The sequence below is a fragment of the Coprococcus sp. TM115-187 genome (assembly GCF_027679115.1).
GTDB lineage: Bacteria > Bacillota > Clostridia > Lachnospirales > Lachnospiraceae > Allocoprococcus > Allocoprococcus comes.
This window is the reverse complement of sequence record NZ_JAQEKS010000026.1, coordinates 1-14779: the sequence shown is the minus strand read 5'-3', so window position 1 is coordinate 14779 and position 14779 is coordinate 1. Positions and strand designations below refer to the sequence as shown.

The 14779-nt window shown below is 37.5% G+C and carries 14 protein-coding genes and 3 pseudogenes; 11 read left to right on the top strand and 6 right to left on the bottom strand.

Annotated features, from left to right (window positions below; genetic code table 11):
* Positions 1–3 precede the first annotated feature (3 nt).
* The 5 genes from PGW42_RS13390 to PGW42_RS13365 all read left to right on the top strand — a co-directional run bounded on the left by PGW42_RS13390 (position 4) and on the right by PGW42_RS13365 (position 4482).
* Positions 4–1215 (top strand): hypothetical protein, encoded by a 1212-nt coding sequence (locus PGW42_RS13390; protein ID WP_270203855.1) that lies wholly within the window; start codon positions 4–6, stop codon positions 1213–1215.
* A gap of 20 nt (positions 1216–1235) precedes the next feature.
* Entirely contained in the window at positions 1236–1739 is a 504-nt protein-coding gene (locus PGW42_RS13380; RefSeq protein WP_330677055.1) for a DUF2800 domain-containing protein, read from the top strand.
* A complete protein-coding gene (locus PGW42_RS13375) occupies positions 1693–3051 on the top strand; it encodes a recombinase zinc beta ribbon domain-containing protein (protein ID WP_330677054.1) in 1359 nt (452 codons plus the stop codon). The genes PGW42_RS13380 and PGW42_RS13375 overlap by 47 nt, the downstream gene beginning before the upstream one ends.
* 31 nt (positions 3052–3082) lie before the next feature.
* Positions 3083–3454: a TnpV protein gene (locus PGW42_RS13370; RefSeq protein ID WP_270203856.1), complete on the top strand. Its 372-nt coding sequence runs from the start codon at positions 3083–3085 to the stop codon at positions 3452–3454.
* A 212-nt stretch (positions 3455–3666) separates the two neighbouring features.
* Positions 3667–4482 carry a hypothetical protein gene (locus PGW42_RS13365; RefSeq protein WP_270203857.1) on the top strand — a complete coding sequence of 272 codons (816 nt, stop codon included), beginning with the start codon at positions 3667–3669 and terminating at the stop codon, positions 4480–4482.
* Between the two features lie 204 nt (positions 4483–4686).
* Here PGW42_RS13365 and PGW42_RS13360 read toward each other — a convergent pair.
* From PGW42_RS13360 to PGW42_RS13345, 4 genes and pseudogenes are all read right to left on the bottom strand, one after another.
* Positions 4687–5529: pseudogene (locus PGW42_RS13360) on the bottom strand (MobQ family relaxase); the annotation flags it as partial.
* Positions 5527–5721 (bottom strand): annotated as a pseudogene (locus PGW42_RS16180) (replication initiator protein A); the annotation flags it as partial. The pseudogenes PGW42_RS16180 and PGW42_RS13360, both read right to left, overlap by 3 nt.
* Positions 5722–5745: 24 nt before the next feature.
* Complete coding sequence (locus PGW42_RS13350; protein WP_270203860.1) at positions 5746–6129, bottom strand: adenylate cyclase; 384 nt, start codon at positions 6127–6129, stop codon at positions 5746–5748.
* Between the two features lie 3 nt (positions 6130–6132).
* Positions 6133–7050: a ParM/StbA family protein gene (locus PGW42_RS13345; protein ID WP_270203861.1), complete on the bottom strand. Its 918-nt coding sequence runs from the start codon at positions 7048–7050 to the stop codon at positions 6133–6135.
* Positions 7051–7270: 220 nt separating this feature from the next.
* Between PGW42_RS13345 and PGW42_RS13340 the strand changes: the two genes are divergently transcribed.
* The 5 genes from PGW42_RS13340 to PGW42_RS13320 all read left to right on the top strand — a co-directional run bounded on the left by PGW42_RS13340 (position 7271) and on the right by PGW42_RS13320 (position 11830).
* Positions 7271–7945, top strand: coding sequence for a response regulator transcription factor (locus PGW42_RS13340; protein WP_009265792.1), 675 nt, complete (start codon positions 7271–7273; stop codon positions 7943–7945).
* Positions 7933–9111, top strand: a complete 1179-nt coding sequence (locus PGW42_RS13335; RefSeq protein ID WP_270203862.1) for a sensor histidine kinase — start codon at positions 7933–7935, stop codon at positions 9109–9111. The genes PGW42_RS13340 and PGW42_RS13335 overlap by 13 nt, the downstream gene beginning before the upstream one ends.
* 116 nt (positions 9112–9227) lie before the next feature.
* Positions 9228–10301, top strand: a complete 1074-nt coding sequence (locus tag PGW42_RS13330; protein ID WP_270203867.1) for an ABC transporter permease subunit — start codon at positions 9228–9230, stop codon at positions 10299–10301.
* The gene (locus tag PGW42_RS13325) at positions 10298–10954 is read left to right on the top strand and encodes a transporter (protein ID WP_270203863.1); all 657 of its coding nucleotides are present in this window, start codon (positions 10298–10300) and stop codon (positions 10952–10954) included. Before PGW42_RS13330 ends, PGW42_RS13325 begins: the two co-directional genes overlap by 4 nt.
* 3 nt (positions 10955–10957) lie before the next feature.
* Entirely contained in the window at positions 10958–11830 is an 873-nt protein-coding gene (locus tag PGW42_RS13320; protein WP_270203864.1) for an ATP-binding cassette domain-containing protein, read from the top strand.
* Positions 11831–11867: 37 nt separating this feature from the next.
* Here the strand turns inward: PGW42_RS13320 and PGW42_RS13315 are convergent.
* A pseudogene (locus tag PGW42_RS13315) lies at positions 11868–13070 on the bottom strand (tetratricopeptide repeat protein); the annotation flags it as partial.
* Positions 13071–13369: 299 nt separating this feature from the next.
* Between PGW42_RS13315 and PGW42_RS13310 the strand changes: the two are divergent.
* Entirely contained in the window at positions 13370–13501 is a 132-nt protein-coding gene (locus PGW42_RS13310) for a hypothetical protein (protein ID WP_270235156.1), read from the top strand.
* Between the two features lie 88 nt (positions 13502–13589).
* Here the strand turns inward: PGW42_RS13310 and PGW42_RS13305 are convergent.
* The coding region (locus PGW42_RS13305; protein ID WP_270235155.1) for an IS110 family transposase at positions 13590–14779 on the bottom strand (1190 nt) is incomplete at its 5' end.

Sequence of the window (14779 nt, the reverse complement as noted above, 5' to 3'; positions counted from 1 at the left end):
AATATGGGAGATATTATTAAAATAAACGAAGATGGTCTTGTTCCGGTTGAAGACTCAAATGATTTGATGGAAATCACAGAAGGACTTTTAGTAGATGCACGATCATCACTTGCCAACAAGAAAACTATGAGTGTTCCGATTGCAGAGTTATCTACATTAGGAGCAGGTGTCGCTTCTTTGGTTCCGGCATTTAATACAGTGACAACGACAACCACTCTTGCAACAGATGGTCTCTTCACGATTGCTAATAAAGCTGTAGGAGATACTTTGAAGATGGCTAAGAACGGAAATGCCTGGGGGGCTATGAAGACGGCTGCAGGAAGTTCTAAGATGGTTCAGTTGGCAGAAGCTGGTCCACTTACGGCTACATCGCAAGCTGTGGCAGCAATCAATCCTGCGACAATGATGATGGCTGTTGCATTGTACTCTATTGAGAAGCAACTAGGTGAGATCGCAGAAACTCAGAAGCAGATATTGTCATTTCTTGAAATCAAAGATGAGGTAAATGTCGAAGGAGATCTTGAGACTTTAACAGAATTGATTAATAATTATAAGCATAATTGGGATAATGAAATGTATGTGCAGAACAGCCATAAGATGGTAATGGATATCAAGAGAACTGCACGAAGCCATATGCTTTCATATCAGAAGAAGGTAACTGAGTTCTTGTCATCTAAGAAGTTGCTAGTTGCACAGGGACAGGTTAAATCAGCATTATCTGAATTGGAGAAAAGATTCAAGTACTACAGACTTGCTTTATACACTTATTCCCTTGCATCAATGATGGAAATCATGCTTGGTGGTAATTTCAAGGAAGAGTATATTTCAGGTATTAAGGACGAGATTGTAAAGCTTTCAGGAAGTTATAGAGAATTGTTTGAGAAGAGTTCTTTGTATCTTGAAAAACTTGGCGGATTAGCGGTAGAAGCAAATGTACTTAAGGGTATTGGTACTGCAGGGAAAGCTGTTGGTAAGGTCATTGGAAGCATACCACTCGTGAAAGAAGGACCAGTTGATGAATTCCTTCAGAATGGTGGTACTCATTTGAAGAAGAATGCAATTGGTATGGAGAAGCAGGCAGTTCACCAGTTTGCAGCACTCAACAATTCTGGAACACATATCTTCGTAAATAAGATGGAAGATATGATTCAGATTTACAATCATACTGATCGAATCTGCTTTGATGACAAACAGATTTATCTGGTGGCAAATTAATAAAAGAAGGCAATCGAGTTATGGTTATATATAAAATGGTTAATACCCATAATGGAAAAGTATATATAGGACAGACTGTTCGAGATGTTGATGTGAGAATGAAAGAGCATTTTCGTCATTCCACTATTGTAGTAGATAAGGCCGTTCAAAAGTATGGTGTTGATGCATTTGAAATGGGAGTATTAGTAGACGCTTATGAGAATCCACAAATGAAATGCTATTCACTTGGTGCACTTGCAATTTATGAAAGCCTTTATGATATTTCAGAAGTTTCGATGTCTATCTTTCAACCAAGGAGGGAAAAAGTCAGTACTTGGACAATTACAGTAGAAGAACTGAAAACTTGGGCGAAAGAAGTATTAAAGCCAAAAGCTGAGATGGCAATGAAGGGGAAAGGTGAATATTGTCCTGGTGAGTGGTGTACTTTCTGCAGAGCTGCGGTTAGATGCAGAGCAAGAGCAGAAGAAAAACTGAAACTTGCACAGGAAGAGTTCAAACTTCCACCACTTGTTATGCAAGAGTAGCCGTGATTTTGAACTTGGTTACTTCACGAGAGGAATCGTAAAGAAGATATTGGATAATCCTGTTTATCTTGGAAAAATTGCTTATGGAAGAATTAAAACTGAAAAGGTCAAAGGAACAAGAGACGAGTATCGTAGGGTTATGAATGATGACTATCTTCTTGCTGATGGAAAGCATGACGCAATTATTGATGAAGCGACTTGGGATGCAGTAAGGAAGAAACGTGCCGAGACAGGCATCTCTTGGGTTAAGACACATAGTATGGAACATGCACACATTTTATCTGGAATTGTTAAGTGCCCAATCTGTGGAGCAGGTCTTAGCGGTATGGTTAATCGCCGCAAGAACAAAAAGACAGGGGCATATAAAGATCAGTTCTATTATAGATGCCAGCATCGCAGACGTCTTGAAAATGGTCAGAAGTGTGATTTTAAACATTCTTATAGACAGGAAAAGCTGAATGAAGAAGTTGAGCATATTGTACTTGATATGGTTCGTGACAAGAATTTCTATGATTTTATAGCCAGCAAGATGGAAGATAAAGTTGATGTGAGCAACCTTCAGATGGAGAGAAATAATCTAAGAGAACAGCTTCGACAGGTTGAAGGAGCGAAGAAGAAACTAAGTGAGCAAATGGACAAATTGGATGTCACTGACCGTCATTACAACAGGAAATATCAGGACATGCAGGATAGATTAGATAATCTGTATGATCGCATTGATAATCTTGAGGATGCGATTGCGACACTATCAGAAAAAATGGAAAGTGCCTATGATGAACAAATTTCGGCAGAACGCCTATATAAAATTGTGCGAGATTTTGATATACTATACACCAAGATGGGGGATTTTGAAAAGAAGCAATTCTTTCAGAATTTCATCAAGTCTATAGAAATTTTTCCAGATGAGACTCTGGATGGTAAAGTTTTGAAGCACATAGACTTTCGATTTCCGGTGAGCTATGAGGCGGAAGATGATAGATATTCGTTGCTCACACAAAACGATGTCGAGACGGTAGTTCTTTTGTCCCAACAAAAACCAGATGACACGATAGAGATCGACTTAGACTTAGATGAGCTGGATGCAACCAGTGCAGAGACGAAAGCAACCTATCAGGAAATCAAAGATTATGTGCTGAAAGAATTTGGCTTGAAGGTTTCAAATTTATATATTTCTCAGGTAAAACGCAAATGTGGAATTGAAGTGGGAGAGAACTATAATCTGCCAAAGACAGAAAATCCCAAAGTGCCACAGTGTCCGAAAGAGAAAGAAGATGCTATTAAGGCTGCCCTGAAATATTTTGCGATGATCTAAGGACATCGCTGATTTCAAGGAGGAATAACACATGAAAAGCACATTTGAAAAAATGGGTGGGACCTACACACTTGACGCAGACGGAATTTACTATCCGAATCTTGTCAGTACAGATGAAGAACCGCATTATGGGAAATATGGAATGATTCGGAAAACGTATCTGAAAGAGCATCGTCCGGCAATGTATTCACTGTATATGTTGGAAGACAGACTGACAGAACATCTGAATACTGTGGACGATGAAGCACAGGAGAGAATGGATATTCTGGTGCGTCAGATGATGGAGAGGCAGGGCATTACGGAAGAATTGAAAGTTTGTGATCAGATGGAATGGGTCAGAGCGGTAAATAATATCCGGAATGCTGCAGAAGAGATTGTGTTGAAAGAATTAGTGTATATTTAAAGCATGGAAAGCTCCTTCGGGAGCTTTTTACACTTTATGTTTGGCTGTTTGTAAAAGTAGTATATAGAAAATAGATTAACAATGTGGTATTATTTAATAAAACTGGACAAATCATTGATTGAGCTATATGGCGAAAAGGAATAATTGTAGATGCAAAGATAAAAATGTAATGTGCATTGAAAAAGTGCTGGATTCTATTTAAGGTAATCATTATGAGAAAGAAAACGATAATTATCATCATATTAATATCAATATTACTAATAATTGGTCTACCGATTGCTATGGATTGGCTAATAATAGGAAACGAATTTCCAAGCAATATAGAAAATTCTGATTGGGTTGGCTTTTTTGGTGGATACATAGGTGCTCTCATAGGTGCAATTGTTTCTCTTGCAGGTATTATTATTACGATTTTGTATACGAATGAACAAAATAAAAAAGATCGAGAATTGCAAGTTCGGCCTTATTGTTCAATGCGCTATGTCCATGACAATAAGTTGGTAGGAACAAATAAGATTATTGCAGAATTGCCGATTGGCTGTGAACCAAAGGAAAACAATGGACCAGAATACACAAGTATCATTTATATAAAAAATATTGGTTTAGGTCCTGCAGTAGAATTTGATTTTGATATAGATGAGATTGATGATGGACGAAAACATTATCCAATTCTCATGCAACGAAATGCTGACACATCAAATCGTTCAGTTAATTTATTGCAACCAGGGGAGGAAGCTGCATTTCCTATACATATTTATTTCAATTTTGACAAAATTACAGAAGATGATTTCCTTGATTTGGGTGAATCAGAAATGTTTAGGTATACTATAAAGCACGAAGTGATGCAAAAATATAAAAATTTTAATATTGTTATACATGTAAAATATCACGATTTGTTTATGAATACGTATTATCAGAAAATAACGCTATCATCTAATATGCACGTTGGTGGTAAAATGGATGAAAAACAAGCAGATTATTTATGTGATATAAATTTGAAAGAGATAACAACACCAGTTAAAATATAAAAATAAACTGACTTGAATTTTATTTTGCTTCGTGTGAAAATGAGATGTAAGAAAAAGGTGACAACTTTTATTTTATAAGGTTATAGACTGGTCTATAAGCTTGGCGTATGGAAGTTTTGAATCCATACGCCTTTTTGGAAGATAGAGGTTTGAAAATATTTTGTGTTAGAAAAAGTTAGAAAGAGTATAGCTATCCAAAGATGATTATAATTCCGTATCATACGACCTTTTCTTAGTTCGAGCAGGTTGATTTCTTCTAACTTCCTGTTTCCTCTGATATTCAAGTTCCCAGGCACAATGGGAAAAAACATCAGGATCTTCCACATTGAGATAATCTACCTCATTGGCGGCAATATCACGACGGTGATAGTCATAATATTTACCGAAAGTACCTTTGAGCTGTTCGATTAGCTTATCCCGAAAATCAGGATGTATCTGGATTCGGGTGTTCAGCAATTCTGTATACTGTTCTGGTTCAGGACGAAATTTTTCTTCCCGGAAAGCGGCGGCATCTTTTTCAAGCTGTTTTTTGAGCGAGATGTCCTGAGAATCCAGGATATCAAGATTGTTATTCATCTGGTCATATTTTTTGGATAGATTCGTCATATCTTTATCGGTAGAGCATTCTGCCTGGAAGATTAGCTGCTCTTTCCTTGATTTCAGTTCTTCGATTTCTTCGGTAATAGTGGTAAGCTGCTGATTTAATTTTATATGCCGGATGGGATTCAAAATACTGGTTTTATCCTTTTGCATATTCAGTTATTTCCGTTCCGTAACTTTAGCTTTGAGTTCCTTTTTAACTGTGTTGTATTTATTCAGTATTGGATTAAAATGATTCATCCAGTCATGGATCACTTCTTTTTGCATCTCATTATGAAGTAAATGATACTGTGTAAAAATCATATGATTGCGGATCGCTTCTAACGTTTCAGCTATTATTGGAATAGACTTTTCTACAGCTTCAGCCAGTTTTGCTACCTTTGCTTTTAATTCTCGGAGCATTTTGTTATCCGCACGAATCTGACGGTTGATTTCACAGCGGTCTGCTTCAATCGTAAAGTAAATGAACACATGACCATCTGTATCTGACCAGCCCTCACTTTTCTGGGAAAGCCTTGCCCGGTCGAGCAGGATAATATAAAGCATTTTGGCGGTTTCGTTTATTTCCATGTCCAGAAGGAAACGGGGAAACATCATATAAGATGGCAGGTTGGTGTCTGCTGTCAGAAAGTCAGTCATGCGTTCACCTCCAATCAAAAAGGTTTATTCTCCAAGAAAATCCCAGTCTATATCACTATCTGGCTGTGAATTTTCAGGTGTTGGAAAGGGCGCCCTGATTTGGGGCTCCCTTTGCACCATGCCTGCAGTCAGTCCGGAAAGAAAAAGTGGCAATGACTGTTTCAGGCTGTATTCCACTGCATCTACAATTTGTTTCACAAAAAGTTCTTCCCGCTCTCTTGTTTCCAGATAAGGATCAGCCTGTGTGCGGTAGTAGCGGTCAAAATAATCTACCAGCGCAAGAGAGATTACCTGACTGTAAGATTTAAAATCCTGCCTGTCCATCGTCTGTAAATATTCCCAGGCTCTCCGTTGCTGTTCTTTGTCCAGATTAAAACGCAGGTTTGTGTTGCGGATATTGTTCTGCATGATTTATCCCCTCCTTTTCAGGTTCATATAAGCCAGAGATTCATAACCTTTGGCGGTGGCACAGATGTCATCAATGATAGTGACTCGTGATTTGTCATAAGTTCCGAAGTTACGGATCAGACATCCACCGCCGCCAACTACATACAGGCGCATTAGGTCAGGATTGTATTCATATTTGCGGAGTGTGGAAAAAAGTTCTGCCACATACTGTCTGGCAATAGAACTGATACAATCCAGATATGGTGCTGAAATGTCAGCTGTTCCAAACCGCAGAATCTGTTCTACTGTGGATTCTTCAATTTTCACTCCGAATTTGTCCAGAACAGCGTTCTTTGCGGCAATCATGCACTGGTTTACACCAAGTTTTTCTGTCCAGCATCGGCTCTCCTGCGCTTTCTTATTGTTGACATACAGAATGTTCATGGTTCCGTTTCCGATATCTGCAAGGAGATTGGTTCCCTTGAAATTTCCTAGTTGGTTTACGATAGCCGGATACCCCTGTGGGTAAAGGCTGCATCCCACAAAGCGGAGATGATACTCTTTGCCGTTAAAAAGGTAATGGACTTCTGGATTCTGGAGCAGATAGGAACGAAAAGCTTCTCTTTGATTTCTGATCCATGTGAGAGGAAGTCCGGCAGCCAGATGAACATCTGCTTCACGGATGGAAAAGACATTCAGTTCCCTTGCAATAGCCATTAGTGTCAGAAGATAATATTCTTCGTCCATAGCTTTATCCGGGATAAATTCTTTGTGTCCTTCGCCGATCCGGTAGTAAATGCCGTTGTATTCCAGAATATTCCCGGTGAAGATCGGTTCAGTTTCATAGGCTTTGATGCCGGTTGGGGTGACGGTGTTTGCTGTTTTCATATTGCCGTAGCCATGATCTACAGCAATGATTTTTGTGTTTCTGAGTTCTCGCATAAAAAATACCTCCGTTTTCGTATTGATTGATTCAGCAGGTCGTACCGGTGTGGTACTGCTTTGCTGTGGGAAAAGCATACGAAAATCGGAGGAAAAAGGCATTGAGGGGAAATTGAGCAGGAATTGAGAAAAAAGATATATTGTGCTTACGTTCTTCATGTACTCTTGTTGTGATTTCATTGTTTTTTATCGTATAATATGGATACTGGAGGTGGTTTGGATGAAATACAAGATTTTAGTTGTCGATGATGATAAAGAATTGGTGAAAATGCTTTGTAGTTATTTTAATATGAAACAATATGAAACCATTACGGCTACAGATGGAATGGAAGCATTAAATAAAATAGAAATGAAACCGGATATTATTTTGTTGGATATCAATATGCCACGCATGGATGGGATTGAAGTATGTCGTCTGATACGCAGTAAAGTGTTATGTCCAATTTTATTTCTAACAGCAAGAGTTGACGAAGATGATAAAATTAATGGGTTGCTTTCGGGTGGGGATGATTATATTACGAAACCATTTAGTCTTCGGGAGTTGGAAGCAAGGATTGTCACAAACATAAAGAGAGAAGAAAGGCATCAACAAAAAACAGAATACCGCTTCATGGATGAAATGCTGATTGATTATTCTGAAAAAATAGTAGCTATAGCTGGACACAGGATGGAGTTCACAAAAATTGAATATCAGATTATTGAATTCTTATCCATGCATCCAGGGCAGGTGTTTGATAAAGAACGTATATATGCACAAGTCTGTGGATATGATGCGGAAGGGGACAGTAGAACGATAACGGAATTAGTACGGCGTATAAGGAAAAAAATAGCGGATTATTCAGAAAAAGAATACATAGAAACTGTATGGGGGATTGGATACCGATGGAAAAAATAAGAAACTTGTCACTGAAAAAAACAATTCTGCTTTATTTTGTGATCAGCTTAACGGCAGCATTTCTGTTATCTGGATTTACAGTTCATTTTGCAAGAAATATGCAGAATAAAATATGGGAAAAATATATTGATTATGCAGATTATACGGACGTGTTTCAGCAATATGGAAAGAAATACGAGATTGAGATATCAAGACCTAATCAATCGCAGATGAATCGTTTGGACTATCATCTTTCGGAAATGTGTGACTTTATGGAAACATATTCGGTACTGATTTTTTCGATTGTTGGGAGTGTTGCTGCGGTATTCTTTTTTTATAAAAATAAGTTAAAGACACCTCTACAGGAACTAAAAGATGCCTCACAAATGATTGCAGATAATGAACTGGATTTTCATGTGTCCTATGAAAATAAAGATGAGATGGGAACTTTGTGTAAAGAATTTGAAATGATGCGAAGTGCTTTAGCAGATAACAACAGAAAGATGTGGCGAATGATTGATGACGAGAAGGCTTTGCGGAATGCAATTGCACATGATATACGTTCTCCACTTTCCATATTGCGTGGGTATCAGGAAATGCTCTTAGAGTTTGTTTCTGCTGAGAGTATAAAAACAGAGGATGTTATTGATATCTTACAAACAGGCATGTATCAGATTGATCGTATAGAGCATTTCACGGAAAACATGAGAAAAATGTCCCATTTAGAACAGAGGGAACTGCAATGCTCAGAGATAGAATTATCGGAACTGGCAAAAAAGATTGAGGCAGAAGCTGCCATTCTGTCCAAGAAGGAAAGTAAATTATGTAAGGTAGAAAGAGCGCAGGAACAAAACATTGTGAAAGTGGATGAGGAACTTGTCATGGAAGTGACAGACAATTTACTGGAAAATGCGGTTCGATATGCACAAAAAAGTATTGCTTTGCAGATAAAGAAAAAGGATGGTTTTCTTATAATTTCTGTTGAAGATGATGGAATAGGATTTGTAGATACTGAGGAAAAAGTAACAGAGCCATTTTATCATAAGAATCCACAAGATGATTTAAAGCATTTTGGCCTTGGTATGTATATTTCTCGTATTTTCTGTGAAAAGCATGGAGGAAATTTGAAAATAAATAATGCCAGACAAGGCGGTGCTCATGTAGAAGCTCTTTTCAAAGCTGAATAAAAATACTTTATAAGGCTGAAATCACAAATAAAGTGGTTTTAGTCTTTTTTGTTGTGAATTTATTGAGAATTGATTTGTATGATGTTGTTAAAGAAATAAAGAAAGGAAGAGATACAATGAAAACAATCATAAAAAGAAGTATACTTGATTATTTAAAGAACCCTGTTTTGTGGATTGGCTTGATTATTATAGTTGCCAGTATGTATCAATGTCTGTCATCGTATTTGCAAATTCATTATATCAAACAGAATGAACAGATCACACAAAATGACGTAGCATTGGAAGATGCTGATGTCATGGATGGGTACATTCCCACATCTGATGATAAAGAAAGAAGAAGGGAGTGGGAAGATACGATCAAAGAGACGTTAATGGACACCTCCAAAAATGGTTTTGGATTTAGCAGGCAGGAAGCAGATCATGTAATGAAAGAAATTCAGAATATGGATGTAAAGACTGCTTCTGAGTTTTTGAAATCCCAATATGGCTATTATAATGCAATATATGCTTATGAGGACCTTGAAATTCATAAGGGGACAGCAGAAGAAATCAATCATTATAATATCGAACAGAAATTATCCGAACATTCTTTTTCCTGGTACTTTGCAAAAAAATTTACGGATTTTGCAGGATTGCATATGGCCTTTTTTGCAACAGTCTTGCTATCATTTTTATTTATTCAGGATACACGAAAAAGTACCTATGAATTATTACATACAAAGCCTGTTACGGCAATCCAATATATATGTGGGAAAGTAATAAGCGGATTCATTAGTATGCTGGGAATATTAGTGATTTTGAATGTTATATTCTTTATGCTGTGTTTGAAAACGTCTTTAGAATCGGGCTTTCCAGTAACACCAATTGATTTTTGCGTGAATTCTCTGATCTATATTGTTCCGAATCTTTTGATGATATGTTGTGTCTATACAATTACAGCAGTAATATTTAAAAATCCGCTTCCGGCAGCACCAATCTTGTTTTTACACATTATATATTCAAATATGCTGACCATGAAGAATGATATTTATTATATGAGACCGTTCTCTATTATGGTGCGATTCCCTGGCAGATTTTTTGAAACACATGTAGCCAAAATGTCAAATATAAATCAGATTATGCTTGTGATCTCATCTGTTATATTAGTATGTATTTCTGTTACAATCTGGAAAAGGAGGAGGGTTCATTGAAAACGGAACTCAAAAACTGCCTGTCGTTATATAAGATTTTTTATTCATGTGCATTTATACTGATATTGTGTGCTATTCATCCGATTATATACTATGAAGAAATCGGTTCAGCGATTCAGTCGCCAATAGCATTTTTAACAATTATTTTTTGTAGTGACACATATTTGATGGAAGTAAAAAGTAAGCGTGCCGATGTATTTCATTTGTATGATCAAAAAAAGCAGTTAAAAGTAATATCGCAGAGAGTGGGCGTTCAAATATTATATTTATTAATACTTTCTTGTGTTGGATATGTTTTGTTTTTCTGGCAAAAACCGGGCAGTGTAAACGAAGGCATTTCGGGTATTCAGATATTTCTTTTATATTTCATTGCAATGTTTGGAACTATCTGGCTTTGGAGTATATGCTCTGTGATTTTGTGTACATTGCTTCGAAATATGTGGGCAGGTATTGGATGTTTATTTGGAATTGTCATTGGACTTATATCAAAAGCGGGAAGTTCATTTTTCGGAAATCTGGGATTGTTTTCTTTCAGCTTTTGTGAACCTACTCAATTAATGTCCGAGAGTTGGATTTATGGAACGCTTGTGTCTTTTATAGCGGGGCTGTTTTTATTTGCAGTATTACCAATGGCTTTAAAGAAAAGAGGATAGATTATGAGTATTAGAATAAATGATTTAACAGTTAGATTTAAAAATGGTGTAGTTGCAGTAAATAAGGCATCTCTTGAAATACCTAAGGGAATTTACGGACTTTTGGGAGAGAATGGTGCGGGAAAAACCACGCTGATGAGGGTTCTTACAACCGTTTTAAAACAAACGGAAGGATTGGTTTCGCTTGATGGAATTCTGTATAACGAGGGAAATTATGAAAAAATACAGAAAAAGATTGGTTATCTTCCACAGGAAATCGACTTATATCCGAATCTTACGGTGAAAGAATGTCTTGTATATATGGGTGGACTATCAGGAGTATCCACAAATGACCTCAAACAAAGAATTACCTATTATTTGGAAAAGACTTCTCTTACAGAGCATCAGAATAAAAAAATGCGGCAATTATCTGGTGGTATGAAGAGACGTGTCGGACTCATACAGGCACTTCTTAACAATCCGGATTTTTTGATTATTGATGAACCTACCACCGGGTTAGATCCGGAAGAAAGGATTAGGATCCGCAATCTTCTGGTTGATTTTTCAAAGGATAGAACTGTGCTGTTTTCCACTCATGTAGTAGAAGATTTAGCAGCAACCTGTACACAGCTTGCCATTATGAAAAAAGGAAATTTTTTATATTCCGGAAGCGTGAGTGGATTGCTGGAAAATGCAAAGGGCTGTGTTTGGAATTGTACGGTACAAAATGTAGATGAGGCCCGTTTGTTAGAAGCCAATTATTCTATTTCATCTAAGCAGTATGTAGAAAATGGAATTCATATGAAAGTATTAAGCAAAGGAAAGCCAAATGAGAATTGTGTCCTGGATAATGATATCACTTTGGAAGATGCATATATTTATTTGACGAATAGTTGAATATAACGGCGGGCAAGTTGCCCGCCGTAAATTGTACTTATTTTGTTAAAAGACCGGATAGAGTTTTTCCAATGGAAAATCCAATCTGTGGATATAACTCCTGAATCTCCAGATATTTTGCTTCAATCATTTCAGGCTCATCAGCCCAGATCTTTTCATATATTTTGAAAGCTTTTTTAAAATGTGTTTTGGCGTGTGAAAGATTGGCGGTCATCAGATAAATGGTTGCAAGGGTTTCCTGTACTTTGGCATAATCCAGACATTCATCGGAATGGTATTCCTTGATGATGCCGGATAATTTTTGCAATTCGGAGATTCCTCTTTCGGGTTCCTGCTGTTCTGTCAGGAACATTGCATAATTGGCAATCTGAGGTATGCTGTCATTTATATGAAGCGCATCTTTTTCCAGTTTTATTGTTTTTTCAGGTTTGGTTTCAAGAGTTGCCTGAAAATCCAGTAATATGTGGCAGCGAGTTACAGATGGTTTTGTCTCTGAAAGGGTGATTTCCTGAATCATCGGATGCAGAGAGATAGTGCGACGTGTTGTTGTCTGAACGAAACCAGTCTCAATTAAATCGTTGATTTCATTTAGTGTGGGCAGTTCCAGCCATTTGGCAAATATACGGGCAGAAATACCGGTGGAAGGAAGAAAGCACATATTACACATGATATCCTGCTGTTTAAGAGATAAAGTGTATAACGAAAACAGCGTATGGATATGACTGTAATAGGTGGCCTTGCTGCTTTGTCCATCTTTGATTATTTTAATTTTATCTTCGTTATGGAAAGCTGCTTTTTCCACCTGAAGTCTTGTTAATAACTGGTCTGGAGTTGAGATTCCATTTTTCAGAAGTTTTGCTGCCAGTTCCACGGCAAAAGTATGAGAGTGAACAGTTTCGATGATCTTTTCAACTGTTGCCCGGTACGTGTCTGCCTCTGAATAAAATACTGATGTCAGCTGGAAGAGAGCGTTCATATCCTCTATTTCTTTTAATGGCAGAGTACAGTATTCATCCAGTTTGCTTCTGGTTGTAAACAAAATCTGGCAGCGATATTTTAATACTACTGACAGAAAACTGTCCTGTGCGGCAGTGACATTAAAATTATCTATGATAAGCAGAGTATCAGATTTCAGGGAATGCAGAAAACGGTTATGTCTTTGAAACCGTTCCTGGTCAGTGCTTTCCGGCGGATCATCAATAAAATCCATGTCAGTAATATCCTGATGAAGATTGCCGGATCATCCATAAAATCTTCAAATAATTCGTATAAAAAATCAGGCTGACTCATTTGATTACTTTCGCTGATATGATTTTTTAAGCAAGTGCTAATAGAAGAAAAATCGCATCGATTCAATAGAAATTCCCCTTTCGTAGTTAAGATTGAGTATATCTATCATAACACGAACATACATTCGATTCAAGAAAATACGGATATTTTTAAAGTGATTGTGTCAATTTACAATCAAATTCTATTCAATGTGGTTTTCCGGCAGGTTCTGTAAAATAAGCTCAGAACAAACAATAACGGGAGGAGCTTATGCAACAGAATATTGAATTTGAGCGGTGCATTGATTTTCTGGTACGGATGATTGATAAGTACGGCGATGAAGTCCTCCGGGAGTTGGAGGAAGAAAAACAGCCTGCAAATAAAAAGTCAAGGCTAAATTGAAGAACATTGAAAATTTTATACAGGTTGAAAACTTGGTATCAAAATAAGACCACCACACCAGTGCTGGTCTGAAAATATTAGTGGATAATTAAGATTCAGGAAGAGATGAAAGATATTCTTTCACTCGTCCGTAGTAGATTCTTAGAAACTTGTTGGCACCTGCAGTCATATAGACATAGTAAGGCTTGCCTTGAGCACGTTTCTTGTCTAAGAACTGATAAACAGGATCATCTTGAGGATGTGTTTTAATTAGGACATCCATTACCTGAAATAAAGTCTTTCTAAGATCAGAGGAACCTCGTTTTGAGGTTGGAACACTTTTTTGTTCATAACTTCCAGATTCATTAACACCGGGATCTACACCGGCAAATGCAGTAATAGCACTTTTGTGAGTGAAACGGGAAACATCTCCGATCTCAGCCATCAACTGAGATCCGAGTGAAGTTCCAACACCTTTCATAGCCATAACGACAGGATATTCAGGGAGTTTGGATGCAGTTTCACTCATGAGAGTGCGTAGTGACTCAACAGTTGTAGAGGCACTGTTAAGCTGGTCCACAGCCTGTTTAATTATAAGCTTTGTAATGGCATCCTTTGGAAGTACAGGAACAAGTTCCTTTGCTTTTCCATAGATTTCTTCAGCTTTTGACTGACTGAAGTTGTACTTCTTGCGTTTGCACCAGTTTTGATAATGGTCGATAAAGGCATTCAGGGACACTTTACGGACACAGTCCACATGCCAGTATGTAGATGCAAAATCAACCCATTTCTGGCTGCCGTCACTGCGTGCAGGACTGTCAAAGTAAGTATTCACACCAGGATAGGTTTGGTCAAGGATGCCGATAAGATTATTTTTCATAGCCGTCTTGTGTTTCATGTAAAAGCCGAACTGACGATTCATGGTTTTGAGCTGATTGCGTAATTCATCCATAACATTATACTGTTTAAGATTTTGCCATTTGTCAAGTGCATATCGGGCAATCTTAACAGCATCTGCTTTATCAGATTTCACTTTGCGAAGAGAATCATTATCAAAGTCTTTGATAAGTTTTGGGTTAATGGCACTGACGAAAAGATTTGCCTCTGAAAGCTGATGTGCGAGGACTTCATAATAACGTCCTGTGTGCTCCATAACGATTCGGGACTCACCTTCAACAGAGTTGATGAGTTCTACAAGTGAATGGATATCACTGGCTGTGTGTTTGATTTCGAAAGGTGTGGAAACAATTTCACCGAAAGGTCGCATGATAGCAACCATACTCTTACCTTTTGAAACAT